Source organism: Arthrobacter sp. B2060 (genome assembly GCF_059090445.1).
The window spans coordinates 972,432-997,087 of the sequence record NZ_JBNHFR010000001.1 but is presented as its reverse complement, the minus strand read 5'-3'; the positions used below and the strand labels follow the sequence as shown (position 1 = coordinate 997,087).

28 protein-coding genes are annotated in these 24,656 nt (G+C 66.1%); 18 read left to right on the top strand and 10 right to left on the bottom strand.

What is annotated here, in order from left to right; genetic code table 11:
• Nucleotides 1-6 precede the first annotated feature (6 nt).
• The 6 genes from AC5RUM_RS04725 to AC5RUM_RS04700 all read left to right on the top strand — a co-directional run bounded on the left by AC5RUM_RS04725 (nucleotide 7) and on the right by AC5RUM_RS04700 (nucleotide 5,399).
• On the top strand, nucleotides 7-1,344 hold the full coding sequence (locus AC5RUM_RS04725) for an MFS transporter (protein WP_494033833.1): 1,338 nt from the start codon (nucleotides 7-9) through the stop codon (nucleotides 1,342-1,344).
• A gap of 65 nt (nucleotides 1,345-1,409) precedes the next feature.
• Nucleotides 1,410-2,276, top strand: a complete 867-nt coding sequence (locus tag AC5RUM_RS04720) for a transketolase (RefSeq protein ID WP_494033832.1) — start codon at nucleotides 1,410-1,412, stop codon at nucleotides 2,274-2,276.
• A complete protein-coding gene (locus AC5RUM_RS04715; RefSeq protein ID WP_494033831.1) occupies nucleotides 2,273-3,310 on the top strand; it encodes a transketolase family protein in 1,038 nt (345 codons plus the stop codon). The genes AC5RUM_RS04720 and AC5RUM_RS04715 overlap by 4 nt, the downstream gene beginning before the upstream one ends.
• A 117-nt stretch (nucleotides 3,311-3,427) precedes the next feature.
• Nucleotides 3,428-4,087, top strand: a complete 660-nt coding sequence (locus AC5RUM_RS04710; protein WP_494033830.1) for a GntR family transcriptional regulator — start codon at nucleotides 3,428-3,430, stop codon at nucleotides 4,085-4,087.
• Nucleotides 4,088-4,303: 216 nt separating this feature from the next.
• On the top strand, nucleotides 4,304-5,203 hold the full coding sequence (locus tag AC5RUM_RS04705; protein WP_494033829.1) for a glycosyltransferase family 2 protein: 900 nt from the start codon (nucleotides 4,304-4,306) through the stop codon (nucleotides 5,201-5,203).
• Between the two features lies 1 nt (nucleotide 5,204).
• Nucleotides 5,205-5,399, top strand: a complete 195-nt coding sequence (locus AC5RUM_RS04700; RefSeq protein WP_400580751.1) for a DUF2795 domain-containing protein — start codon at nucleotides 5,205-5,207, stop codon at nucleotides 5,397-5,399.
• Nucleotides 5,400-5,515: 116 nt separating this feature from the next.
• On the opposite strand, the gene AC5RUM_RS04695 is transcribed toward AC5RUM_RS04700, so the two are convergent.
• Together AC5RUM_RS04695 and AC5RUM_RS04690 are read right to left on the bottom strand one after the other, a co-directional pair.
• Nucleotides 5,516-5,932 (bottom strand): hypothetical protein, encoded by a 417-nt coding sequence (locus AC5RUM_RS04695; RefSeq protein ID WP_494033828.1) that lies wholly within the window; start codon nucleotides 5,930-5,932, stop codon nucleotides 5,516-5,518.
• Nucleotides 5,929-6,303 carry a PadR family transcriptional regulator gene (locus AC5RUM_RS04690; protein WP_494033827.1) on the bottom strand — a complete coding sequence of 125 codons (375 nt, stop codon included), beginning with the start codon at nucleotides 6,301-6,303 and terminating at the stop codon, nucleotides 5,929-5,931. Before AC5RUM_RS04690 ends, AC5RUM_RS04695 begins: the two co-directional genes overlap by 4 nt.
• Before the next feature lie 77 nt (nucleotides 6,304-6,380).
• Between AC5RUM_RS04690 and AC5RUM_RS04685 the strand changes: the two genes are divergently transcribed.
• Nucleotides 6,381-6,761 carry an RNA-binding S4 domain-containing protein gene (locus AC5RUM_RS04685; RefSeq protein WP_494033826.1) on the top strand — a complete coding sequence of 127 codons (381 nt, stop codon included), beginning with the start codon at nucleotides 6,381-6,383 and terminating at the stop codon, nucleotides 6,759-6,761.
• Nucleotides 6,762-6,806: 45 nt separating this feature from the next.
• On the opposite strand, the gene AC5RUM_RS04680 is transcribed toward AC5RUM_RS04685, so the two are convergent.
• Genes AC5RUM_RS04680 through AC5RUM_RS04670 form a run of 3 tightly spaced genes read right to left on the bottom strand, consistent with a single transcriptional unit; the run spans nucleotide 6,807 to nucleotide 9,381 of the window.
• Complete coding sequence (locus tag AC5RUM_RS04680) at nucleotides 6,807-7,457, bottom strand: dihydrofolate reductase family protein (RefSeq protein ID WP_494033825.1); 651 nt, start codon at nucleotides 7,455-7,457, stop codon at nucleotides 6,807-6,809.
• On the bottom strand, nucleotides 7,454-8,974 hold the full coding sequence (locus AC5RUM_RS04675) for a DUF4389 domain-containing protein (protein WP_494033824.1): 1,521 nt from the start codon (nucleotides 8,972-8,974) through the stop codon (nucleotides 7,454-7,456). Before AC5RUM_RS04675 ends, AC5RUM_RS04680 begins: the two co-directional genes overlap by 4 nt.
• A complete protein-coding gene (locus AC5RUM_RS04670) occupies nucleotides 8,971-9,381 on the bottom strand; it encodes a hypothetical protein (RefSeq protein ID WP_494033823.1) in 411 nt (136 codons plus the stop codon). Before AC5RUM_RS04670 ends, AC5RUM_RS04675 begins: the two co-directional genes overlap by 4 nt.
• A 301-nt stretch (nucleotides 9,382-9,682) precedes the next feature.
• Between AC5RUM_RS04670 and AC5RUM_RS04665 the strand changes: the two genes are divergently transcribed.
• Nucleotides 9,683-11,173 (top strand): amidohydrolase, encoded by a 1,491-nt coding sequence (locus AC5RUM_RS04665; protein WP_494033822.1) that lies wholly within the window; start codon nucleotides 9,683-9,685, stop codon nucleotides 11,171-11,173.
• Between the two features lie 22 nt (nucleotides 11,174-11,195).
• Here AC5RUM_RS04665 and AC5RUM_RS04660 read toward each other — a convergent pair whose 3' ends face one another.
• Complete coding sequence (locus AC5RUM_RS04660) at nucleotides 11,196-11,420, bottom strand: hypothetical protein (protein ID WP_494033821.1); 225 nt, start codon at nucleotides 11,418-11,420, stop codon at nucleotides 11,196-11,198.
• 171 nt (nucleotides 11,421-11,591) lie between these two features.
• Here AC5RUM_RS04660 and AC5RUM_RS04655 point away from each other — a divergent pair, with 171 nt between their 5' ends.
• Nucleotides 11,592-11,744 carry a hypothetical protein gene (locus AC5RUM_RS04655; protein WP_494033820.1) on the top strand — a complete coding sequence of 51 codons (153 nt, stop codon included), beginning with the start codon at nucleotides 11,592-11,594 and terminating at the stop codon, nucleotides 11,742-11,744.
• Nucleotides 11,745-11,808: 64 nt separating this feature from the next.
• Complete coding sequence (locus AC5RUM_RS04650; RefSeq protein ID WP_494033819.1) at nucleotides 11,809-13,926, top strand: AfsR/SARP family transcriptional regulator; 2,118 nt, start codon at nucleotides 11,809-11,811, stop codon at nucleotides 13,924-13,926.
• Between the two features lie 15 nt (nucleotides 13,927-13,941).
• On the opposite strand, the gene AC5RUM_RS04645 is transcribed toward AC5RUM_RS04650, so the two are convergent.
• Nucleotides 13,942-14,241 (bottom strand): antibiotic biosynthesis monooxygenase family protein, encoded by a 300-nt coding sequence (locus tag AC5RUM_RS04645; protein WP_494033818.1) that lies wholly within the window; start codon nucleotides 14,239-14,241, stop codon nucleotides 13,942-13,944.
• Between the two features lie 179 nt (nucleotides 14,242-14,420).
• Between AC5RUM_RS04645 and AC5RUM_RS04640 the strand changes: the two genes are divergently transcribed.
• From AC5RUM_RS04640 to AC5RUM_RS04625, 4 genes are all read left to right on the top strand, one after another.
• On the top strand, nucleotides 14,421-15,575 hold the full coding sequence (locus tag AC5RUM_RS04640; RefSeq protein WP_494033817.1) for an FAD-dependent monooxygenase: 1,155 nt from the start codon (nucleotides 14,421-14,423) through the stop codon (nucleotides 15,573-15,575).
• A 42-nt stretch (nucleotides 15,576-15,617) separates the two neighbouring features.
• Nucleotides 15,618-15,971 carry a hypothetical protein gene (locus tag AC5RUM_RS04635; RefSeq protein ID WP_494033816.1) on the top strand — a complete coding sequence of 118 codons (354 nt, stop codon included), beginning with the start codon at nucleotides 15,618-15,620 and terminating at the stop codon, nucleotides 15,969-15,971.
• 463 nt (nucleotides 15,972-16,434) lie between these two features.
• Nucleotides 16,435-17,778, top strand: a complete 1,344-nt coding sequence (locus AC5RUM_RS04630) for a sensor histidine kinase (RefSeq protein ID WP_494033815.1) — start codon at nucleotides 16,435-16,437, stop codon at nucleotides 17,776-17,778.
• Entirely contained in the window at nucleotides 17,771-18,454 is a 684-nt protein-coding gene (locus AC5RUM_RS04625; protein ID WP_494033814.1) for a response regulator, read from the top strand. The genes AC5RUM_RS04630 and AC5RUM_RS04625 overlap by 8 nt, the downstream gene beginning before the upstream one ends.
• Before the next feature lies 1 nt (nucleotide 18,455).
• Here the strand turns inward: AC5RUM_RS04625 and AC5RUM_RS04620 are convergent, their stop codons facing one another.
• Nucleotides 18,456-18,818: a VOC family protein gene (locus AC5RUM_RS04620; protein WP_494033813.1), complete on the bottom strand. Its 363-nt coding sequence runs from the start codon at nucleotides 18,816-18,818 to the stop codon at nucleotides 18,456-18,458.
• Nucleotides 18,819-18,947: 129 nt separating this feature from the next.
• Between AC5RUM_RS04620 and AC5RUM_RS04615 the strand changes: the two genes are divergently transcribed.
• Nucleotides 18,948-19,565, top strand: a complete 618-nt coding sequence (locus AC5RUM_RS04615) for a uracil-DNA glycosylase family protein (RefSeq protein ID WP_400580735.1) — start codon at nucleotides 18,948-18,950, stop codon at nucleotides 19,563-19,565.
• An 8-nt stretch (nucleotides 19,566-19,573) separates the two neighbouring features.
• Here the strand turns inward: AC5RUM_RS04615 and AC5RUM_RS04610 are convergent, their stop codons facing one another.
• Nucleotides 19,574-20,800 (bottom strand): type II toxin-antitoxin system HipA family toxin, encoded by a 1,227-nt coding sequence (locus tag AC5RUM_RS04610; protein ID WP_494033812.1) that lies wholly within the window; start codon nucleotides 20,798-20,800, stop codon nucleotides 19,574-19,576.
• Complete coding sequence (locus AC5RUM_RS04605) at nucleotides 20,797-21,093, bottom strand: type II toxin-antitoxin system Y4mF family antitoxin (protein WP_494033811.1); 297 nt, start codon at nucleotides 21,091-21,093, stop codon at nucleotides 20,797-20,799. Before AC5RUM_RS04605 ends, AC5RUM_RS04610 begins: the two co-directional genes overlap by 4 nt.
• Nucleotides 21,094-21,313: 220 nt before the next feature.
• Here AC5RUM_RS04605 and AC5RUM_RS04600 point away from each other — a divergent pair, with 220 nt between their 5' ends.
• The 3 genes from AC5RUM_RS04600 to AC5RUM_RS04590 are packed head-to-tail and all read left to right on the top strand — an operon-like array spanning nucleotide 21,314 to nucleotide 24,619.
• A complete protein-coding gene (locus AC5RUM_RS04600) occupies nucleotides 21,314-22,030 on the top strand; it encodes a FadR/GntR family transcriptional regulator (RefSeq protein ID WP_494033810.1) in 717 nt (238 codons plus the stop codon).
• 33 nt (nucleotides 22,031-22,063) lie between these two features.
• Nucleotides 22,064-23,179 carry an asparaginase gene (locus tag AC5RUM_RS04595; RefSeq protein WP_494033809.1) on the top strand — a complete coding sequence of 372 codons (1,116 nt, stop codon included), beginning with the start codon at nucleotides 22,064-22,066 and terminating at the stop codon, nucleotides 23,177-23,179.
• Between the two features lie 9 nt (nucleotides 23,180-23,188).
• Nucleotides 23,189-24,619, top strand: coding sequence for an aspartate ammonia-lyase (locus tag AC5RUM_RS04590; RefSeq protein WP_494033808.1), 1,431 nt, complete (start codon nucleotides 23,189-23,191; stop codon nucleotides 24,617-24,619).
• Nucleotides 24,620-24,656 lie beyond the last annotated feature (37 nt).

Sequence of the window (24,656 nt, the reverse complement as noted above, 5' to 3'; positions counted from 1 at the left end):
ACCACCATGAGCAACGATGCTCTGAACATGCGCGGGCCGGTCCACGGCACCAAGGACGCCAAGAGGGTCGCCATCGGCTCGGGGGTCGGCGCAGTGATCGAGACCTACGACTTCATCGGCTTCGGCACTGCGGCCGCCCTGTACTTCGGAACGGCCTTCTTCCCCACGGGTGACCCGGTGACCGGCACGCTGGCCGCCTTCGCCACCCTCGGCGTGGGCTTTGCCGCCCGGCCGCTGGGCGGCATCATCGGCGGCCACCTGGGCGACAAGGTGGGACGCAAGCCCGTCCTGGTCACCTCGCTCATCCTGATGGGCGTCGCCACCTTCCTGATCGGGCTGCTGCCCACGTACAGCCAGGTGGGCCTGCTGGCTCCGGCACTGCTGGTCTTCGTCCGCATCGTCCAGGGCCTGGCCTTCGGCGCGGAATGGGGCGGAGCGATCCTGATGAGCTACGAACACGCACCGTGGAAGGCCAAGGGCAAATACACCGGCATCGTCCAGGCCGGCTTCCCCGTCGGACTGCTGCTGGCCAACCTGGTGTTCCTGGTCAGCGTGAACCTCGGCGGCGAGCTCGCCTGGCGCATCCCCTTCCTTGCCAGCATCGTGCTGGTGGTCGTCGGCCTGATCATCCGTTCCAAAGTTCCCGAGTCCCCCGTGTTTGACGAGGTCAAGGACAGCGGCGACATCGTGAAGTCCCCGATCGTCGAGGTCATCAAGACGGACTGGCGCAACATCGTGAAGGGCATCGGCCTGCGCGTCGCGGAGACCGCCGGCTACGCCGTGTCCATCACCTACATGATTTCCTACCTCCACACCGAACAGCTGGCCGACAAGACCCAGACCCTGGTGGCCCTGTGCATCGCATCCGCCGTGGGCATCTTTGCCACCGCAGCCTGGGCGCGCCTGACCGACAAGATCGGCCGCCGCCCCGTGTACATCTGGTCCTGCGCGTTCGCTCTGCTGTTCGCCATTCCGATGTTCCTGCTGGTCAACACCGGCCTGTTCGTCTTTGTCATCGCCACGATTGTCATCTCCTACGCCGTCTGCCAGAACTCCCTCGCCGGAGCCCAGGGCGCATGGTTCCCGGAGCTGTTCCAGGCCAAGACCCGCGCATCCGGCGCCTCCCTGGCCTACCAGATCTCCGCCATGGTTTCCGGCTTCACGCCCTTCGTCACCACCCTGCTGTTCGTCAGCTTCGGCTGGATGGGCCCGGCGATGCTGTTCGCCCTGTACGCAGCAGTTGGCCTCTGGGCGGCCGCCGTCACCCGCGAGACCTGGGGCACGCGGGAACGCCAACTCGCCGATGAGATCACGAAAAGCACACCCCAGTCGGTGAACGCCTGATGCCCGCCGTCAACGAAATCAGCACGCAGGAACTGCACTCCCGCGGACTCTCTGAGAAGGAACGAATGAACACGGAAACAGCTAACGAACGCCGGGAGCGGGTCGGTGCCGCCGCCTACCGCATCCGGCACCACGCCCTGACCATGGGCGAGGTCCAGGGCCAGGGCTATGTGGGACAGGCACTCGGCGCGGCGGACATGCTCGCCGCCGTCTACTCCGACCAGCTCCGCTTCCGGGCGGACGACCCGGAGTGGGAGGAGCGCGACAGGTTCCTGCTGTCCACCGGCCACTACGCCATCGGGCACTACGCGGCCCTTGCCGAGGCCGGCGTCGTCCCCGTCGAGGAACTCGAAACCTACGGCTCCGACGATTCCCGGCTCCCTATGTCCGGCATGTCCACCTACACTCCGGGCATGGAAATCTCCGGCGGCTCGCTCGGCCACGGACTGACCATCGCCGTGGGCATGGCCCTCGGTTTGCGGCATCAGGGCTCCGGCGCCCGCGTCTACAACTTCCTCTCCGACGGGGAACTGGACGAAGGCTCCACCTGGGAAGCGGCCATGGGCGCCCACCACCACCAACTCGGCAACCTCACTGCCATGGTGGACATCAACGCCCTGCAGGCCGACGGCAAGACCGACACCGTGCTCCGCACCGAGCCGGTCACCGAAAAATGGGAAGCCGCCGGCTGGTACACCCAGCGGGTGGACGGCAACGACCTCGGCGCGCTGCTGGAGGCATTCGACAACGCCGCCGCCCAGGCCGCCGCGGTGGGACGACCCTCCGTGATCCTCTGCGACACCAAAGTGGGCCGCGGCGTGCCGCTGCTGGAAGAACGCGAGAAGGCGCACTTCATGCGCATCGAAGAACACGAGTGGCAGCTCTGCCGTGAGCAGCTGACCGCTGGATACGAAGGAAAGGCCGCCCAATGAGCACCGCCACGGCAGCGACGACCACCGCAGTGAAGGGCACCGTCGCCACGAGCACAATCCCCAAGCTCAAGACCTCCGCCATGATTGCGTCCTTCGCCGATCCCGGCCAGAAGACCACCCCGGCTCCGTTCGGACACGCCCTGGTGAAGGCCGCGCAGGAAAACGACAAGATCGTTGGCCTCACCGCGGACCTGGGCAAGTACACGGACATGCACATCTTCGCGAAGGCCTTTCCGGAGCGGTTCTTCCAGATGGGCATGGCCGAACAGCTGCTTTTCGGGGCAGCGGCCGGCCTCGCCGAAACGGGCCTGGTGCCGTTCGCCTCCACCTACTCCGTGTTCGCTGCCCGCCGCGCCTATGACTTCCTCTGCCTCGACGCCGCCGAACCCAACCTGAACGTCAACATCGTCGGCGGCCTCCCCGGGCTTACCACCGGCTACGGGCCCAGCCACCAGGCAACCGAGGACATGGCGATCTTCCGCGGCATGCCCAACCTGACCATCGTGGACCCCTGCGACTCCGTGGACATCGAGCAGGCCGTGCCGCAGCTCGCCGCCAGCGAAGGACCCACCTACCTGCGCCTGCTCCGCGGCAATGTCCCCACCGTGCTGGACGAGTACGACTACACCTTCGAACTGGGCAAGGCCAAGGTGCTGCGCGGAGGCAACGACGTCGTCTTCGTCTCCAGCGGACTCATGACCATGCGGGCCCTGCAGGCAGCTGATGCGCTGGCGGCACACAAGGTGGACGTCGCCGTCGTCCACGCCCCCACCATTAAGCCGTTCGACGCCGCAACCGTCCTGGCCGAAATCAACACCGACCGGCTCGCGGTGACCCTGGAGAACCACAGCGTGGTGGGCGGGTTGTTCGAGACCGTTGCCTCGGCAGTTGTTAGTGCCGGTGTGGGGAAGCGGGTGGTGCCGGTGGCCCTGCCGGACGGATTCCTCGACGCCGGCGCCCTGCCCACGCTGCACGAGCGTTACGGCCTGTCCGTACAGCGGATCGTGGCCAAGGTCCTCGCAGAACTCGGCTGACCCGCCGCAAAGAAGCGCGGGGGACGGCACGTGCCGTCACCCGCGCTTCTGCCGTACCATCTACTGTTAACAGAGCGTCTGTAAACAGTCGACCACCAGCATTGGGGAGAACCATCGATGGCCGCGCCAACAGCGTCCCTGCTGGGACTGCAAAAGAAGAGCCTTCGCGAGCAGGCGCTGGCCGCGTTGCGCGCCGCCATCACCAGCGGCGCCCTGGAACCCGGCCGCCATCTGGTGGAAACCGAGCTCTCCGACATGCTGCAGATCAGCCGCGGAACCCTCCGCGAGGCCCTTCGCCAGCTCGAGCAGGAAGGCCTGCTCTCGGCAGGCCCGCGCGGCCGCCTCTCGGTCCGCAACCTCGATGCCAAGGAAATCCGCGATATCTACTCCGTGCGGGCTGCCCTTGAATCCCTGGCGGCCCGCACCCTGTGCGAACTGCCGGACCGCCAGCACGTCATCGATTCGCTCCGCGCTGCCATCCAGGCCATGGAGGACGCAACCAAAGGCACGCTCGAGGAGCGGGTCGAATCCGATCTCGAGTTCCACCGCACTATGTGCCGCCTCACGGGCAACGAGACCCTGCTTCACTCCTGGGAAGCGCTGGAAGGGTCCATCCGGATGTCCATCATGTTCGCGGGGCTGGAAAAAGGCGTCAAGAACATGAGTGTGGCCCGCCATCACGACATCGTGGCCGCGATCGAAACCGGCGATGCCACCCTGGCCCGCAACACAATCCGCGAACACATGGACTCTGCGGCAGCCGTACTGGTGGCTTAGGCCTCTCGCCCCCGAGGGCATGCTGCGCAGCCGCCGCGCCGCCCGCCTCCGCGTGCGACTCGCCGGAGACGCGTTTAGGAACCGGGCCGCGGGGGTATCTGGACAATGCACACTTTCGGGGCAATGCATCCTTTCAGGACAATGCCCCGCTCAGAACAATGCACCGTTCCAACTAACGCACCGTTCAGATGAATCGGCCACGGAAAGGCGGTGGTCATGAATCGCCACACTTCAGCCAGCTGGGCCACAGGACAGATCATCGAAGACGCGTCCCTGGACATCCTCATCCCCACGCGCAACAGACCGGCAGAACTGGCCGTCACACTCGCTGGGCTGGCCGCTCAACCGGACCCCATTTTCCGCCTGGTGGTCAGTGACCAGTCCGACGGCCAACCCGTCTGGGACAAGGCGCCGGTCTCTGCCATCGTGCGCGTGCTCAGGGCGCAGGGGACGGAAGTCGGGCTGCTACGGCACCTGCCGCGCCGGGGCCTGGCAGAACACCGGCAGTTCCTCCTGGAACAGGCGATCACGCCCAAGGTGCTCTTCCTCGATGACGACGTGTGGCTGGAGCCCGGCGCCTTGGGCAGGATGAGCGAGGCCTTGGACGAGCTCCGCTGCGGCTTCGTGGGCATGGCACCGCAAGGCCTGTCGTATCTTGCCGACCGCAGGCCCGAGCAGACCGGGGCTTTCGCCGCCTGGGAAGGGCCTGTCATGCCGGAACGTATCCGGCCGGATGAGCCTGCCTTCCAGCGGTGGCCTCTGCACAGTGCCGCCAACCTTAGCCACCTAAGCGCCGAACTGGGCCTCGAACCCGGGCAATGGCTGCCCTACAAGGTGGCGTGGCTGGGCGGCTGCACGATGTTTCGCCGCCAGGCGCTGGAGGAAGCCGGCGGCTTCCTCTTCTGGGAGCAGCTGCCGCCCGAACACTGCGGCGAAGACGTCGTGGCCCAGTGGCGCGTCATGGAATCCTCCGGCGGGGCCGGAATCCTGCCCACAGGCGCCGTGCACCTCGAGTCGCCCACCACGGTTACGGACCGCCGGGTGGAGGCCTTCAACGTGGTCCTCCCGGAGTCTCCGCAAGAAAACGCCCTACCCCTCATTAAGGAAAGGAACTGAAATGAGCGACGCCCCCAACCCGATCCAAGTTCAGAAATTCCTTGGCGGTATCGATTACCCCGCCACCCGTGACGCCCTCATCGCGCATGCCCAGGAATCAGGTGCCGACGGGAATGTCATCAGCGCGCTGGAAAACATTCCGGACAAGGAATACGACAGCCCGACGGCTGTCAGCTCCGCCGTTTCGGATTCCTGAACAACATGCCCTACCCGGGGCCGTCGCTCGAGGCAGCCCCGGGTTTGCATGCGCGCCTTGGAACTCACTTGGACGCTGGCAGGTATGTTGCTCGGCAGCAGTCATGAGCAGTCTTCCTATTCGAAGAGGTCCTTGCCCGTGTAGCCCTGGTCAGTCCGCCTTATCTTGAGCTGGATCAAAGCCACCACGGCGGCGCAGACGCCTGAGAACACCAGAACGGCTGTCCAGCTCAACGGCATGATGGTGGGCCAGATAAGCTTTCCCGCCAGAAATACCAGGATGGCGATGCACAGTGAGAAGGCTGCATAGCTCAAGCCCGGATGGTATTGGCGTGTGGCTGCATTGTCTGCGATGCCGGTCACAAGACCGCTGACAAACCAGACAGCCCCGTAGCCGATTCCTGTTATTGCGGCTCCAAGCTGGGATCCGCTGACCACGAAATGATTCATGAGCGGCAGAAACACCATCGTGCTAATCGTGTTGATGAGGATAAACCACTTGAGGTTGGTGCGAAGGATGACCTGTAAGTTCATGCTGGCTTCCTCTCAATAACTGTTCGGACTTCAGGTCGTGAGAACGGCTGAATGTTCCGGAGTGTGAACTGCTCCAGCACGTCTCGCCCGCGCGGGGAGAGCGTATAGAGCTTCTTCGGCGGACCTCCCGGGCTGCTTTCCAGACGCATGTCCACCAAGCCAACGTCCAAATGGCGCCGCAGCTGGCGGTAGAGCGTCTGGTCGGCCGGATCGTACGTTCCGCTCGTCAGTTGCGAAATCCGGACCTTGAGGCTGGATACGTCATGCCAGTCCGCGTCCAGCGCGATGAAGGTCCAGAAAGTCAGCACTCCCTGCCGGAAGACCGCTTCCCAGTCCCTGAGTGTCTCCTCCAGCTCCTTATGCCTAACCATGCTCAGTACTATACCTCGTGTACAGTACTACCAATATAGTAGCTGGCCGGAAACAAGGCCTATACTCGGCAGCAGTCATGAGCAGCCTTCCTTCAGCCCCCGCAACGGTCCGCATTGATGCGTGGCTGTGGGCCATCCGTGCCTACAAGACACGCTCAGCGGCCACTGCCGCCTGCCGGGCAGGGCATGTCCGGCTCAACGGAAACCCGGCCAAAGCGTCGCAGTCGGTGGTCCCCGGCGACACTGTCCGGGTGCGCCAGCCGGGATACGAGCGCATCCTCGAGGTGCGCCGCCTGATTGCCAAGCGCGTCGGGGCAGAGGCGGCTTCGCACTGCTTTACCGATCACACGCCTCCCCGCCCGATCGCCCCGGCGCTTGGCCTGCCACAGCGTGACCGCGGCGCAGGGCGGCCCACAAAGAAGGACCGGCGGGAAATGGAGCGGCTTCGTCGGAGTTAAGATCGGCGCATACGGGAAGCTCCCGATCCCTCCCGCCGGATGGGCCTACTCCTTGATTTGGCCACGCCCCTCCCGCACCTCGAACTCCCCCGCTTCCAGCTCCGCAGCACCGAAGGCCGTGGGGACCAATGTGACGTGGACGGCGCCGGCCGACGTGGCCTTGTGCCCGGCCAGGGTGTACGCGGAGGGCATGGCCCCGCCTTCGAAGAGCCGTTTGCCCTGGCCTAGCACAAGCGGAAAGACGAGGATCCGGTATTCGTCCACGAGGCCGGCGTCGTGCAGTGCCCGCGCCAGGCGGTGGCTGCCGTGCACCTGCAGTTCCCGGCCCGGTCCGGATTTGAGGTCATCAATCGCCTCGAGGAAGTTGCCGGAGAGAACGCTGGTGTTGTTCCACGTCGGGTTGCTGATGGTGTTGGAGACCACGTACTTGGGCAGCGAGTTGAGGGCGGCGGCCACAGCGTCCCCCGGGTCGGTGACCTGCTCCCAGTAGGGCTGAAACATTTGGTACGTGGTGCGGCCGAGCAGGATCGCGTCGGCCTCTGCGAACCAGCCGTCGACGAGCCGGCCAAAGTCGTCGTCCACGTACGGTACCAGCCAGCCGCCGAATTCGAAGCCGCCGCTGATGTCCTCTTCCCTGCCGCCGGGTCCCTGCATGACGCCGTCGAGGGTCACGAATGTATGAACCGTGAGTTTCATGATTGGCCTTTCGGAGGATTGGTGGGCAGCGCTTCTCCCGGGTCGGCCGGGCCCATGTCGAGGCGGAACGGAGGATACTCGTCCCGCATGAGTGCCACATACGCGGTGACGCGGTACACCCAGCGGTTCAGGCCGAGCAGCAGGTCGAACAGGCTGGGGAGGTACCGGCCGGTGAAAAGCAGAATGACGGCGGCGATGAAAGTCAGGAGGGCGATCAACGAAAAGGAGCCACCCGCTGCGTAGCGCGCCCCGTAACCCGACCAGTCGTCGTCGGACGCCACCCAGGCTCGACTCGTTCCGGCCAGCACCCCCACAATCAGCAGGTGCGGAATGGCGAGCAGCCATGACTTGACGAGCACCAGGCCGCGCGAGAGGCGCTCCGGGTAGTCGACGTCGAAGTCGGCGGGATAGTCGGTGCGGGCCAGGGTGAAGGGCGGGTAGCGGTCCGTGCCCACGGCCGTGAAGGCGTAGAAGGACACCCGCCAGCTCCACCGCAGCACGCCCACGTTGAAGTTGAACAGCGAGCGCGGATACCGGGCGGTGAACAGGATGGCGAACCACGCCACGATGGAAGTGACAATCAGGGCGAACCACAGGAAGAACAGCACGATCACGTGCGGGATCGCCAGGAACCACTTGACCAGCCACATCCACCGGGACAGTGCCGGGTCGAGGTTGCCGCTGAGGCGGGCGGGGTACGGCGCGTTGGAGAAGAGCCCGACGGCGGACGGCGGCGGTGGCGTGGCCACGCCGCCCCCGGCAGGGCCGGCGGTGTACGGGGATCCGCCGCCTGCGGGGACAGCGGCGGGAGGTCCCGCCGTCGGACGCTGCGGCGGCGGTCCATGGCGGCCGAGCCCCATGGCGCCCGCGACGATCAGCGGCACGCCGATGGCCAGCAGCACGATTCCGGCGATGAGCAGGCCAACGAAGAGCGGCCAGAGCAGGTCGGAGCGGATGCCGCCCTGCAGGTCGGCGGCGACGGGAGCGGTGGCGTCGGCGTTCATCACCACGATGGCCCAGCTGCCGGGCATCAGGTCCCACCGGAGTTCCTGTGTCCCGGCGCCCGTGGCGGAGGCCGCCCAGAACGTCTGTGCGCTGGGACGAGCGGGGGTTCTGGTGCCGGGAAGGTCCCGGTACTCCACCCTGAAGGGCCGTAGGTTAAGCTCCCGGATTTCGGAGCGCCTAACGCCGTCGAGGTACCGCGTCACGTCCTCCTGCCGGGCGACGCCTATGAAGATGTCCTTGCCCGCGGTGGCGGACGCTCCGCGGACGAGAATGCTGCCTGCGGCGTCCGACGGTATGACGTCGGGGAGGCGCTGGCTCACCATGATGTCCAGCCCCACGGAAGTGATGGCGTGGGAGCTGGCCTCGAAGCGCTCGGTGGACGACGTGAAGAAGCCCTCGTCGCGCTGCTGGAAGTTGAGCCATCCGGTTCCCGCGGCAGCGGCAAGCAGCCCCAGGCCCAGCAGCGCCGCGAGCGTGCCCAGGACAAGCATCACGACGCGGCCGGGTTTCATACTTTCTCCTGCCTCTTGAGCGGCCGACCCTTTGGTAGCCTCCTGTGCTGTTCGCCGTGGAGCGGGTGGGTTGTGCTGGCCTCGGGCGGATGGCTGCCGTGCATGTGCGGGGGGTCCAGGATCCGCAGCGGGCACAGCAGCCCCTTGTTGCCGGAAGTGATGGCGAGGCTGTTGAGCTGGACCGGATCGTGCAGGACGCTGACGGCGTCCGTGGCCGCCCGGGCATGCGTGAGGTCAATGACGATTTCGCGGCCGGGCAGCAGCACGCTGGTCCTGCGGGCAATAACGTACAGGGCGCGAAGGTTGGCGACGGTAAGGGTTCCGCGCACTTCGATGCTGGCCGTCAGCAGGTGGTCATCGATGTGGACATGGATCTTGAGCCGGTGCTGGGCGAGGGTGCGATCCATGCGATCACAGGTCCCGGGCAGGGTGTGGAAGCGTGTGCTGGGTTTCGGTGGTGCTGTGCATGCGGCTGAGGTTTCCCATTCCTGCTCGGCGGGAACGGCCCGGGCAGGCACGCCATTCCCCACTTATGGCGAGACCATTGACGTCGGCGGACCGCGGCTCCTCCCCCGACGTCCTTGTCGGAACCGCGCGTTCAGGTCCAGAATGCACCCTCCAGCCGTTGCTGTGAAGAGGCGGCCTGTGCCGGCCTTCGCTGCCCCGGCGGGATTTGCTGGCCGGGCGGTCCGCCCCTAGCCTGTTCCCATGCTTCCTCAGGCGACGGACCCCGCTGCGGCCGACCTACTGCTCGCCTCCGTAAGGCAGCCCGGGGAGGCGGCGCTGCTGGATATGCGCGTTTCCTGTGGGGTCATCACCCATGTCGGCCCGGCAGGAGAGGTGCCCCGCGACACTCCGGTGGTGGACCTGGGCGGCCGGTTCGCCATCCCGGGCCTGTGGGATGAGCACGTGCACATGACGCAGTGGGCCCTCGCAGCCAACAGGGTCGATCTGTCCAAGGCGGAATCCGCGCGGGACGCAATCGAGGCGGTCCGGGCCCGCCTTTCGGGCACTTCGCCGAACCGCACGTTGGTGGGGGTCGGCTTCCGGGACGCGGTGTGGGCGGACGTGCCCAGCCTTGAAATGCTCGACGCCGCCACCCACCACCTGCCGACTGCCCTGCTCAGCCACGACCTTCACTGCGTGTGGCTAAACTCAGCTGCCGCGTCAACGTACGGCGTGGAGGTGGATGCCAGCGGCCTGCTGCGCGAGGATGCGGCGTTTGCTGTGACGCGGGAGCTGGGCAGGTTGCCGGATGAGGTGGTTGATCCGTGGGTACTAGATGCCGGCCGGGCCGCCGCCGCCCGCGGCGTTGTGGGCATCGTCGACTTCGAAATGAACTGGAACCGCGACGTCTGGCTGCGCCGCGTGGCCGGCGGCTTCGGCTCCCTCCGGGTGGACGCGGGCGTTTATCCGGGTGACCTGCATCGGGCGGCCGCCGCCGGGATGCACACCGGCCAGGAGCTCGACGGCGGGGCGGGACTGTTGCGGGTGGGGCCGCTGAAAGTGCTCATCGATGGCTCGCTGAACACGCGCACTGCCTACTGCGTGGACCCGTATCCGCACGGCGGCCACGGGATGCTCACCGTCAGCGAAACCGAGCTCCTCCAGCTGCTGCTGCGCGCACGGGAATCAGGCTTCGTCCCGGCCGTCCACGCGATCGGCGACGGCGCCAACAAGGTGGCGCTCGACGCCTTCGCCGCCGCCGGCGTTTCGGGGCGGATCGAGCACGCCCAGTTTGTGCGGCGGGAGGACTTCGCGCGATTTGGCGAACTGGGGCTGACGGCGAGCGTTCAGCCCGCGCACGCTATGGACGACCGCGACGCCGCCGAGTCCAACTGGAGCGGCCGGACCGACCGGGCATTCCCGCTGCGGTCGCTGCTGGACGCCGGCGCAACCCTGGCGCTCGGCTCCGATGCCCCGGTCGCCCCGCTGGATCCGTGGCTGGCGATGTCCGCCGCGACCACCCGCTCCCGCCCGGACGGCCGCGGCCCGTGGCACCCGGAGCAAGCTCTCACGCGCGAAGAGGCGCTGGCGGCCTCGTCACGCGGGCGCAGCCGCATCCAGGCCGGTGACCCAGCCGACATCGCGGTGCTCGACGGCGACCCGCTGGCTGTTCCGGATGCCGTCTTCGCCGAAATGCCGGTGGCCGCGACGCTGGTGGCGGGGCGGTTTACGCACCGGGACCCGGGAGTTTAGAAACTCCATTGCCCCCGCGCTGTCACCTGCCGTCAGTTTTGGGACCATCCTCTTTGGCGGCCTCACCGTGGTGCTCATGGTCTTTATGTTGCGGATGGTCTTTGTGGCGCGCTTCCTGAAGGTGTTGCTCCAGCTTCTCCTCCGCGTCGCGGCGGCGCTGGCCCACGGTACGTATCTGTTGGGTTGTCGGTGCGGCGTGGGCATGCTGATGCGGGCCGTGATCGGCCGCGCCTGGTTTCTCGCTCATAGTGGAATCGTCCCACCGGAGGTGCATATCCGGAAGCAGTCGCCGCGGCTCGTAGCGGGGGGATTACCATGCTGGCACGGAAGCGGCAGGCAGGGCCCACGGGCGCAGCATTAAAACGTCGAAACCGAAGACTGTGGTTCCGACACCACTCACACAGAATCAGGAGAAAGAATGCAGACCCTCAAGAAGACCCGTTCCCGCGGTGCCCGCATCGCCGCCTCCGCCGCTGTTGCCATGAGCCTGGCCGTGGTGCCCCTTGCGCTTGGCGGCGCCCGGCCCAGGCGTCCACCACCAAGGCTATCCATTGACTGGATAAAAGAGTAGCCCCCGGTACATCAGTGGGAGGCCGGCACTGTCATTGACAACGTGGGAGTGGGATTCTAGATGAGTGACGGCGGCGGTCGAGGGCGAGGTTCGAATCCGGTTGCTGGGCGGCTTCCGGGTGTCCGTGGGTTCGCGGGACATCCCGGATGGCGAGTGGCGTTTGCGGAAGGCCAGGGCCGTGCTCAAGCTTCTGGCCTTGGCGCCGGGTCACCGGTTGCAGCGCGAGCAGGTGCTGGATTACCTGTGGCCCGAGTTGGACCCGGATGCGGCTAGCGGTCAGCTTCGCAAGGTGGTCCACGAGGCCCGCCACGTCCTGGATCCGAGCCCGTCGGCATTGGACCGGTACCTCATCTCAGGTGAGCAGCTCCGGCTGCACCGCGAGTCGACGTGGGTGGACGTTGAGGCCTTCGAGGCTGCGGCATTGCGGGCACGCCGGACGGGCGATCTGGCCGCGTATGCGGCAGCAATCGAACTGTACAGCGGGGATCTGCTCCCGGAGGACAGGTATGAGGACTGGGCAATAACCAAGGAAGCTTCGCTCCGGTCGGATTTTCTCGCCCTGTTGGTCGAGCAGGCACGACTGTTGGAGGCCCGTGCGAACTTCGACGGCGCCGTATCGGCGCTCCGGCGGGTCATTGCGGCCGATCCCGTCCACGAGGAGGCAGGTGCCGCGTTGATGCGTGTGCACGCGCTGACGGGCCGCCGGAACGAGGCCATGCAGGAACACGATCGTCTGCGAGCGGCGCTGGACCGGGAACTGGGCGTCGAGCCAAGCCCTGACACGGAACGGCTGTTCGAACAGATCCGCTCAGGCATGTCGGCGGAGCCACAGCTGGCTGGCGATTTATTGGAGGAGGTCGGTGGCCTGCGTTTGGTGTCGGGGGATTTTCAGGGGGCGGTCACAGCGTTCGTTGCGGCGATAGCGCGCCTGCCCGGTTCCGACGCAACTCGCCAATCGGCCCGGCTGCACCGCAAAGCCGCGCAGGCCTACCTCATGACCCAAGACGCCGCTTCCGCCGAGAGGCACGTACGGGCGGCCGAGGGCCTGCTGTCAGGAACACAGGATGAAGCCGAGAAAGCGCGGGTTCTTGAGGCGCACGCGAACTGGCTGTGGGCCGTGGGGCGCTACGACGAGGCGCAGTCCGCAGCGGAGGCCAGCCTGGCGGCGGCCGAGGCCCACGGAACCGGCGAGGACGTCGCCGCGGTGCAGGAGACACTCGCAATCATCTGTCACATGCGCGGAGCATGGCGCCCGGGTGTTCAGGCTGAGATCGAGCGACTCGGTGATGCGGGCAACGGGGATCCGCGGCTGGGAAGGATATTCGAATTCCATTGCTGCATCGGCGAATACCATTTGTATGGGGACGGGCTGTGCGAGACGGTCGAAGACTATGCCCGCGGCACGCTGGCTCTGGCCATCGACCGGCGTGCGCGCCACGCCCAGGCATTCGCATGGTGCCTGCTCGGGGAATCACTCCTGTTGCAGGGGCGCTGGGATGAGGCCGCGGGGTGCCTGGAGCGCAGCACGGAACTGTACGCTGAGCTCGATGCCCGTTCCGGCGTGCTGCCTTGGCAGCGGCTCGCCGAGCTCGCAGTGATGCGAGGTGACAGCGTCGCGGCGGCGGCGTACCTTCGTCACGGGATGGCGATCGCCGTCGTGTCGCCCCTGGCCCAGCACGCCTGGGGTCGGCTATATGCGACGGCGGCGTTGGACGCGCTGGAGCGCGGCGATCCGACAGAAGCAGTCCGCCTGGTACGGTCCGCGGCAGCGACCGCGACGCGCTACGGCGAATGTCCAACCTGCACCGCCCTGCTGTATCCGATGGCGGCCGAAGCGTTTGCTGCGCTCGGCGACCGCGCTGGTGCCACGGTATTCACCCAAGCCGCCGAGAGTGTTGCGCACTCCTTCCAAAGTTCGGCGTGGACTGCCATGGCCGAGTCCGCCCGCGGTTCACTGGCACTGACCGACGCCGACGCCGGCGGGGCACGCGAACGTTTCCTATCCGCGGCGCGCCTCTACGAAAGGGCCCATCAGCCGTTCTGGTCCGCCCGCTCCAAGCTGCAGGCCGCATTGGCCGGCGCGGGCGGCCCAGCTGACCGGCACCTGCTGGAGGAGGCGGCAATTGCATTCGAGCAACTCGGCGCGTTGCGGATGCTCGCAGCCGCACGCCGCGCACCCTGATCGCAGGCCCAGGCGTTATATGGTCGCTACCCGGTCGAAATCTGCACCGCTCATGTGCTCACACAGCGCAAAGCAGGCATCGAAATGTGTCGCGAACTCCGGGTTCTGCTTCCACGCATCCCGGGACGCCTCGTCCGTCCATTCCGCGAACGAAACATAATGACCGGGGACACGTCGGTCACGAATGAGGTTCGCCACCACGATCGACGGGTAGTTCGCCCGAGACCACTGAAGGAATTCCGTCCAACGGTCTATGAATTCCTGATCGCAGCCCTGCTTCACCTGCCAGGTTCCTGATGCATAGTGGTCTGCCATCGGTCTCACCTCCTTTCAGAATCTCGCTTAACCGTAGGTCGCGACCGTTCCCCACGCGTTCCCCGGTTTCGGGTTGCCAGCACGTGGGCGTCGGGCTAGGCGGAGCGTAGCGTGGGTAATGCCCACGGCGCAGAATTCGACCCAGCCGTGGGGTCCGGACGAACCGGGAAGGGATTCCCATGAAGGCGATCATTTGCGGGGCCGGCATCAGCGGGCTCTCTGCTGCGGCTTTCCTCGCGGACGACGGCTGGGACGTCGTCATGGTGGAGCAGGCTGCGGGACCCCGGCCGCAAGGCTACATGATCGATTTCTTTGGTCCGGGTTGGCAGGCTGCGACGGCCTTGGGCATCATCCCGCGGATCCGGGACCTGGGCTACTTGGTGGAACGGCTGGATTATGTGGACCGCCGAGGCAACACCCGGGCCAGCCTGCCGTTTGCCAGGTTTAGCCAAGTCGTCAGGGGTGAACTTGTCAGCATCCTGCGTCCTGACTTGGAACTGGCCATCCGTGAAGTAGTGCCGCCCGGCGTGGATTTGCGCTATGGCCGCACGGTGTTGGCCGTCGGGCAGAGCCGCGCTTCCGTGTCCGCGACCCTGGATGACGGGACTTTCCTGGAGGCGGATCTGCTCATCGGCGCGGACGGCATCCACTCTGGGATCAGGGAACTGGTTTTCGGGCCGGAGGCAGATTTCTTCCACTATCTTGGCTTCCATGTGGGCGCTTATTCCTTCAGGGACGTGGAGGTGGCCCCGCTGGTAGGTGACAGGTTTGCCGTTACCGATACCCGCAAAGAGGCCATGTTCTTCTACCGTTTGCGTGACGGAAGCCTTACGGCGATGGCCGTGCACCGCACTGATGATCCGACCCCTCCCGATGACCCGCGGGCCGCGCTCCGCTCCAGGTACGGGGGGTTGAACTGGATCTGCCCGGCAGCCCTCCGTCTGTGCCCGGAAGACCTCTACTACGACCAGGTGGCCCAGATCAGGATGCCCCGTTGGCACACCGGACGCGTCGTCCTGGTGGGCGATGCGGCAGCGGCAGTGTCCCTGCTCGCCGGCCAGGGAGCCTCTCTTGGAATGGTCGCCGCGTACGCGCTGGCGACTGAACTGAAGAAACAACCGGACCTGGGACGGGCTCTCGATTCCTTTGAAACGCGCATTCGGCCTTTGGTCCTGAGGCACCAGAAGGCGGGCGTTTCCGCCGCGCATTGGTTTGTCCCCGGTACCCGCCACGCCGCGCTGATGCGGCGGACGGTGATCCGACTGGCAGGGATCCCCGGCATGACGCGCCTGATCAGTTCCGCAGTGGTCGGCAAATCCGGCGCAGCGCTCTAGCCACTGAGCGCGCTGGCAGGCATAAGCTACAACCAGAACAGAATGTTCTATTCCAACGCGGGAGTGCTCATCATGGACGCCGAAATCGCCGAAGTCATCGATCATGATGTCACCACCATCACGTGCGTCTGCGGCAACACCGTCAGCAACGAAGGATTGATTCAAGCCAATTCACAGGGCGTCCCCGTTTATAACGGACGCAGCATCCCTGTCCCCGCAGGGTTGGCTGCCTGGCCCGAAGATGAGGATCTCTATACGCTCTGCCCGTCATGTGGCCGCGTGTACCGTGACACGGTCATCGAAGAGACAGGGACCGCGCCCGTCGCGTTCCGGGTTGATGTCACCACCGGCCCTATCGCAGAGGCAATCCGGGTCTACTGGGGCATCGACCGCTAAGAACGGCGGGCCCTCCCTCATAACGGACGGGCCCTGTTGTGCGGAGGCAAACTGCCCGTAGTCTGGAATTGCTGTCCAATACCAGAGCAGGATTCAGGGGGAGCCCATGACCATTCCGCCGCTGCCAGAACCCGAGCCGTTTCCGGGTGAGCCGGGACCCACGGTACCGGGCTCGCCGGATCCGACCTCTCCAGAACCTGCCCCGGGTTCTCCGGACCCGACATCTCCGCAGCCCCCTGACCCGAATCCTGATCCGGTGCCTGGCCCACTGCCGGGGCCCGGCCCGAGGCCGCCGGAACCGGACCCAACACGCAGGTCGTAAAACACTGGCGCCAGCATGGCTGGTGCCGTGACGTTCGGAGGCTGGCAAGAACTGGCCCCATGAATGAATCGTCTGGCTTTTAGGTTGAGATTGCCGTGATCAGCCGGGTTCCGCCTGTTTGCCGTGGATATGGTGGCAGGCATGGAATCAGTTCTGAATATTGCACGGCGTTGGGGCGCCCCCGTGGCGGCCGTCATTTTCTTCTCCCTCTGGTGCGTGGCCGAAGCCGGCAGAATGCAGGGGTCGTTTCTGGCGTGGTCGGGGAACTTGCCATTGGTCCTTATGGCATTGGCTGTTGCCTCGGCAGCGTGGCAACCGGTGGTGTCTCTGGGGTGCACGGCTGCACTGCTCGCGGGGCAACTGAGCTATTCCATCCCGATGATGGCGTCCAATCACTGGGCGATCTATATCGGCTCATTCATCGCTCTCGGCTTCATCCTGTGGACCGCCCCGCGCCGGATGCGTTACGTCGCCGCGGGGGCCAATGTGGTGTTTGCGGCCATCATTACTTTCCTGATGCTCTCGTGGAGGTACGGCGGCGGCGTCGGCTGGTACATGCCCTTGCATTACGGTGACAGGCCGATGCTCATGACCTATGGCTGGCAGTTGTTCGCCCTCCTGCTTCTGATTGCGGGGGCCTGCGCGGCCGCCGGTCTTCTGCTCGCTTTGTCTCAGGAGCGCGGCAACCTGTTCCGTGCCCGCGAACTCGCGCAGAGCAGCCTGAAAGAAACCGAGATCGACCTGGTGGTGGAGCAGGAACGGACACGCATCGCCCGCGATCTTCACGACGTCCTCGCCCATTCCCTTGCGGTCATAGCGGCACAGGCCGACGGAACGCGATATTTGAGCAAGGGCCAGCCCCCTGCTGTCCTCAACGCCCTGGACACGATCGCCCGGTCAGCCCGCAGCGCCCTGGTGGACGCCCAGCGCGTAATCGAAGGTGTCCGCGACGATGGGATGGTGACGCCCCAGCCTCGACTGAGCGACATCAAGGCGCTGATCGATAGCATGCAGCGGGGCAGCCTGAACATCCACCGCAGCGAATCGGGCGCGCCGGTGGAGCTCTCCACCGGGCAACAGCTGGCCGTTTTCCGGATCGTTCAGGAATGCCTGACGAATGCGCTCAAACATGGCGGCCGCGGCACAGATGCGAGGCTCCACTTTGACTGGACCGGACCGGGACTGACCCTGCACGCGGCGTCGGCAATCGGGCCCGTGGATCAGGAGCGCCTTGGGAACCAGGCCGAGCCGAGGATCGGGCGCGGGCTTCCCGGCATGCGCGAACGCGCCCATCTTGCCGGAGGCTGGCTGACGGCCGGACCGGATGGGGAACACTTCCGCGTGACCGTCTTCATTCCTTACGGAAGCCGGGACGCCTCTCCGGCGGCGGAGGACGCAGCTCCTGCGGAAGCGGAACCGCCTCTGATGGGAACGGGTCTGCCGCGACGGGAAGCGGTTGAACAGGGAGCGGCCGGCCGTGGCTGATGCAGGGTCGCGCATCACGGTGGCTCTCGTTGACGACCAGTCCTTATTCCGTGCCGGCATCCGGATGCTCGTTGAGAGCCAGGAGGACATGGAAGTCTCGGGCGAGGCCGGCGACGGGAAACAGGCGGTAGCCCTGGCAACGGAACGGCGTCCGGACGTGATGTTGATGGACTTGCGCATGCCCGTAATGGGTGGCGTCGAGGCGACGCGAAGGATCGTTGAGCATGCCGATGCGGCGGGAATCGACAAGTCAAAGATCATCGCCCTGACCACTTTCAACCGTGATCAGGCGGTGGTTCAAGCTGTGCAGGCGGGGGCCAGCGGGTATCTGCTCAAGAGCGCGGAGCCTGAGTTTCTGCTGGCCGCCGTCCGCACCGTTCACTCCGGCTACTCGGTTATCGCGCCGGGATCCATCCATTCCCTCTTTGAACATGCCGCCCGCAATGCTCCGGCTGCCGGACCGGACCTGTCGGTCCTCGATGTCCTCTCCGTGCGGGAGCGGGACGTCTTCCTGCTCGCGGCCAAGGGCCTGAGCAATGGTGAAATGGCGGAGGGCCTGTTCATCTCTGAAGCGACGGTTAAAACGCACCTGCGCAGCGTGCTGGACAAGTTGAAGCTCCGGACCCGGATCCAACTCGTTGCGTTTGCTCACGAACGCCGCCTGCTCGGCGGCTGAATCAGCCCCAGCAGAGGCAGAACGGATGCCCCGCGGGATCCGCGTAGACCTGAAAACCTTCCGCCGATTCGGTGTCATCTGCCGGCTTCAACAGACGGGCACCCAATGACATGGCGTGCTCATGGGCGACGGCCAAATCGTCGACGTACAGGTCGAGGTGGATTTGCTGTGGTGTCCCGTCGGGCCACTCAGGCGGAATGTGGTTGGGTGCGAGCTGAAAACCCAGCCGGGGCTCTTCCTCGACGTATACAGTGTGCCAGTCGTCATCGGTCTCCACCGTGCCACCCAGGAGTCCGGCCCAGAAGGTGCTCTCGGCGGTCAGATCTGCTGTATCGAAGACGACGATCTGTCGGGTGATCTTCATGCCGTCATCCTTTCACGGGGTGTCCGATATTCCGAGGGGTTGGGAATCTCCCCGCGCACCCAAACCGCCAAAAGCGTACAGTGGAACAAGACGCCTGATTCTGGACGCCTTGCTGCCGAGGGAGAGACCGTGACGATTGACTGGGACGAAAAAAAGGCCCTGCTACAGGAACCGAACATCGCGGCGGTAACGCAGCTGTGTGACGAACTCATGGAAAAAAAGCCGGGATCCACCGTTCCCTACATCGACCCCATCCATGATGAGGACGAGTGCCGGATCGTCAGCCTGCACGTCAGCCCGGGCAAGGGCACCGAATCCGGCTTTGTGTCCCACCTCAATGACGATGAAGCCGCCCGCCGGGCCACCCAGATCTACGAGCTCGCGGAACTCGACCCCCGCTACGTGATGCCGTGGAACGCTTACCCCTGGGTACGTGACCCGGACATGCCCTCAGCGCTCAACGTCCAGGAAAAAACGGACGGACTGCGCCCCTTCCGGCAGTTCCTGAAAATCAATAAACGGGTCTCGGCCATCATCGCCCACGGCACGGACGCCTCTACCTTCCTGACCCTCTTTGAGAAGACTTACCACTCCTCCCTGAAGAACAACGGCATCAAAATCTACAAGGCCAGCGCGCTCGGCGGGCGGGCCTTTGCTGTTTCCGAGGCCAAGCAGGAGGAACTCCTCGCCAAGAGCGTGGACATCTACAAAGATGCGATGCAGCGGGCAGGGATCCAGCACCTCTAGGTTCCGGCTCACCCTTCCAACAGCCTCCGTCGGTGTTTCAGCTCCTTGACCCACGCCCTGGTGACCATGTCCGGGAAAGGCGAGCCGCCGCCGTCGTGCGTTGACGCAAAAGCCGCGCCCGCTTCCAGGTCCGCGAGCAGCGGGCCGGCCGCTTTCAGCGCAAGCTCCACCACCTGCGTTGCCGCGCGTTCCGTCAAACCCAGGCCGGTGGCCCAGCCCAGGAAGTGCTTCCGCGAGATGCCGGTGCGCTTGCCGCCGAGCGTCAGCGCGAGGGTCTTGTCGCCGTAGACGACGGTGGAGGGGATGTCGTACACCGGCGCGATGGACCACTCCCCGTGTGGCTGCTGCACCATGGACACGTTCTTCGCGTGCAGGTCCCCGTTGCCGCTCAGCCACGCGAAGGCGGCCTGAATGGCCAGGTTCCGCAGGGCCGGCAGGGGTGCGGCGCAGTACTCGGCGAGCGCGTGGCAGACCGTTCCGAAACCCACGTTGTACTTGTCCGCCGGATAGAGCTTCAGCACCTGCGCCCCGTCCTCGACGGCGAGCCGGGCCACTTGGTCAGCACTGCCCGCCACCGGCACGCGGTCGAACCGCTCCACGAGCAGCCCCGGCCGGCCCGCAACGTCCCGCATCAGTTGCACCCGGCTCAGCGGAATCCGCAGCTTCGCCGCATAGCGGAACATGATGAGTTCGTTTTCCACCACGTGCGGGAATTCGGGCGCATTGAGCTTAAGGATGAACCGCCGGCCGGCGCTGGCCACCGGCATGGAGATCATCCCGGCTGACAGCTTGTCCTGCACGCCCGCGAGCGCCACGGGATCGATCAGGCCCGAGTCCCCAAGCAGCTCATCGAAATCCACCGGCCTCCGCGGGTCCACCTCGACCGCGTGCTCCTCGACATCCAGCGGCTCGCCGTGCCCCACGATCTGCACATCACCCACCGGGTTGCCGCCCGCGGCGATCAGCAGGGAGAGGTCATCGTCGGCGCTGGTCTTGATCGACCTCCGCAGGGCGTTCAGCCGGCGGCCCTCGGGCAGCAGCCCGGTGAAGTACGGCGGGGCCGCGCCTGCCGCGGACAGTACCGGTTCCGCCGTGAGCGGCAGGGAACTCGCGACGGCGGGGCCGCCGTTCTGCAGGTATGCGGGCAGATAGCTGAACTTGGTGCCGCCATCGTGCCGTTCCAGCCGCGCCGCGAGGACGCCCCGCTTGTAGATGTCCGCGATGCGGTGCCTCATGGCCGTCCGCCGCCTTCTGCGGCTGCGGCGTCGGGCGGAACGGGCGACGGCGGCTGGCTCACCAGTGCGCGGGCCGCTTCCCTCGCCCGTGTGGCGAGCCGGAGCTCCAGGCCCAGCGTCTCCAACACCGCGAGGAGGGAGTCCAGCTGCACAGTCGGTTTGCCCTGCTCGACGAACCGGACGAAGCGTTCGGAGACTCCGGCCATGGCGGCGAGATCCTGCTGGCTTAGCCGGAGTGCAGCGCGGCGGGCGCGGACTTCCGCCGCAAGCATCCGTGGAAAATTATCAGCCAATGGAAGCCCCTTATAGGCACGTTCGTACCGATTACGGATATTTTCCAGCCTAGCCCCGTTTTACAGATATGAAAAGCATCAAAGCGGCACGAACGTTCCGATTGCACGGGGAACCGCGTCCCGGGATTCACGCTCATCCTTTCGGCTGGCGGGTTTCAATAGCACAGCTTCATAGAGGCCCTGGGTTGACACCAGGTGTGACCAGTGCCATATTTTAAGCGTGAACCTGTCAGACAGCCGGACAGCCGGACAGCAAAGTGGAGAAACTCCCGCACCGCTGGCCCGCCTCAGCGCCGCGGAAGCCGTGTTTAACGCCATCCGCGCCGACATCGAAACCGGCAAGGTGGCCGTTGGCGCCAAGCTCAGTTCCGAGGCTGCCCTCGCGCAGCAGTACGGTGTCAGCCGCTCCGTGATCCGCGAGGCCCTCCGTTCCTGCACTGCCTTGGGCCTGACGGTGACGCGCACCGGGCGGGGCACGTTCGTCGTCGCGGATCACGTGGCCAACGACCTCGTCCTCGGCCAGTTCTCGGCCCGCGACCTCAACGAGGCGCGGCCGCACATCGAAGTCCCCGCCGCCGGGCTCGCCGCAGAACGCCGGACCGCAGAGGACCTGGAGGTCCTCCGCTCCATGGTGGCGTCCATGGCCGGGGAAACCGATCCCGAAGCCTGGGTGGCGCTCGATTCCGGCTTCCACGCCGCCATCGCCCGCGCCAGCGGCAACAAGGTCTTCGAAAGCGTCGTGGCGGACATCCGCGACGCCCTGACCCACCAGTCCGAAACCCTGAACCTGGTCACAGACCGCCAGCACGCCTCCGACATCGAACACCAGCGCATCCTCGACGCCATCGAAGCCGGCTCGGCAACGGACGCCAGCGCCGCCATGAGCGCCCACCTGCTCGCCGTCGGCGAGGCCCTCGACTCCATCCTCAATCAGTAACCGCCAGCAGTAAACCACCACCCCAAGGACTCCATGCCCTCCCCCGCCATGCCGGCAAGCCCTTCGTTCACCGCGCCTGCTGCAGCGGCGCCTGCCTCAGCAGCCGTTGCACAGGCTCTACCGCGCCACGAGCCGCTTGCCCTCCAGACCCGCGACGGCCTCGTGGAAAGCATCCACTACGGCTCGCTGATCGCCACCGCACCGGACGGCAGCTCGCTACTCTCCGTCGGTGAGCCGCAGGCCGCATTCTATCCGCGGTCATCGCTCAAGCCGCTGCAGGCCGTGGCCTTGGTCCGCGCAGGGCTCGACATCCCGGCTGATCTCCTGGCCCTCACCGCCGCGAGCCACTCCGGAGCCGCGGAGCACCGGAACGGCACAACCCGGATCCTGGACATGCACGGGCTCACCGCCGCCGCACTCGAAAACAGCGCCGACCTGCCCTACGGCGTGGCCGAACGCGAAGAATGGGTGCGAGAGGGCGGCCGGGCCACCCAGATCACGCAGAACTGCTCGGGAAAGCACGCCGCCATGGCCGCCACGTGCGTCATCAACGGCTGGCCCGTACGGGGCTACCTGGACCCGTCCCATCCCTTGCAGCAGCTCGTCAGGGAAACCGTGGCCGAGCTGACCGGGGAGCAGCCGTCCGGCATCAGCACCGACGGCTGCGGCACCCCGCTCTTCGCGCTGTCCCTCCGGGGGATGGCCCGCGCCTTCGGCCGGCTCGCCGCCGCAGGACTCCCGGATGGCGCCTCCGACGACGGCGGGAAGGGCCCCGCAAGTCCGGAAGCCGCCGTCGCGCATGCCATGCGGCGCCACCCGGAGATGGTGGCGGGCGAAGGCCGCGATGTCACCGAGCTCATGCGCCTCATGCCGGGCCTGCTGGCGAAGGACGGCTTTGAGGGCATCCAGGCCGTGGGGCTGCCGGACGGCCGTGCCATCGTCATCAAGATTTCCGACGGCGGCGACCGCGCCCGCATGCCGGTGACCGTCCGCGCGCTGGAAGCGCTCGACGTCGACACCGCACCGCTCGCCGGCATCGCCACCGGCCCCGTCCTCGGCGGCGGCAGGCCCGTGGGCCTGCTCCAAGCCGTTGATTTCCCCTCTTCTCTCCCTGCCACCGACTCTGTCCCTGCCAACGATGCCAACTAAGGACTGCACATGACCGAAACCCTGCCCCTGCCGGAGGCGCAAGACCTGCACGTCCGGTCCGAGCATGACCTGCTGGGTGACCGCGATGTCCCCGCGGGCGCCTACTGGGGTGTCCACACGCTCCGCGCGGTGGAGAACTTCCCCATCACAGGTCAGCCGCTCTCCACCAACATGCACCTGGTCCGCGGCCTGGCCGCCGTCAAACTCGCCGCCGCCCGCACCAACCTGGAACTCGGCCTCCTCGACGCCGAACGCGCCGCCGCCATCGAACAGGCCTGCCAGGACATCCTGGACGGCCGCCTCCACGAGCAGTTCGTGGTGGACGTTATCCAGGGCGGCGCGGGGACGTCCTCGAACATGAACGCCAACGAGGTCATCGCCAACCGGGCCCTGGAAATCCTGGGCCACGCCAAGGGTGACTACGCCCGGCTGCACCCCAACGACCACGTCAACCTGTCGCAGTCCACCAACGACGTCTACCCCACTGCCATAAAGCTCGGCACCATCTTCGCTGTCAAAGAGCTCCTGGCCGCACTCGAAGTTCTCGAAAACGCCTTCGCCGAGAAAGCCTTGGAATTCCGCACCACAGTCAAGATGGGCCGCACCCAGCTCCAGGACGCCGTGCCCATGACCCTGGGCCAGGAATTCGGCACCTACGCCATTACCATCGGCGAAGACCGGCTGCGCCTCGCCGAGGCGGACCTGCTCATCCACGAGATCAACCTCGGGGCCACCGCCATCGGCACCGGCCTGAACGCTGCTCCCGGCTATGCCGAGGCCGCCTGCCGGCACCTGGCCGAGATCACCGGGCTGCCCCTGGTGACCGCCGTCGACCTCATCGAGGCGACCCAGGACGTCGGCGCGTTCGTCCACCTCTCCGGCGTGCTTAAGCGCGTTGCCGTCAAGCTCTCCAAGATCTGCAACGACCTCCGGCTGCTCTCCTCCGGACCCCGCGCCGGCCTCGGCGAGATCAACCTCCCCGCCGTACAGTCGGGATCCTCCATCATGCCCGGCAAGATCAACCCGGTGATCCCGGAAGTGGTCAGCCAGGTGGCCTATGAAGTCATCGGCAACGACGTCACCATCACCATGGCCGCCGAAGCCGGGCAGCTCCAGCTCAACGCCTTCGAACCCATCATCGTGCACAGCCTGCACAAGAGCATCTCGCACCTCGAAGCCGCCGCCCGCACCCTCACCACACGCTGCGTCCGCGGCATCACCGCCAACACCGAACACCTGCGCCTCACCGTGGAACAATCCATCGGCCTGGTCACCGCCCTGAACCCCCACCTGGGCTACGCCACCGCCACCGCCATCGCCCAGGAAGCCCTCGCCACCGGCAAGGGCGTCGCCGAACTCGTCCTCGAACACGGCCTCCTCACCGCCGGGCAACTCCAGGAACTCCTCAGTCCCGAGCGCTTGGCCAACCTCAGCAAGTAATTACCACCGCCCCCCAACCGGAAACCGGAAACCAAAG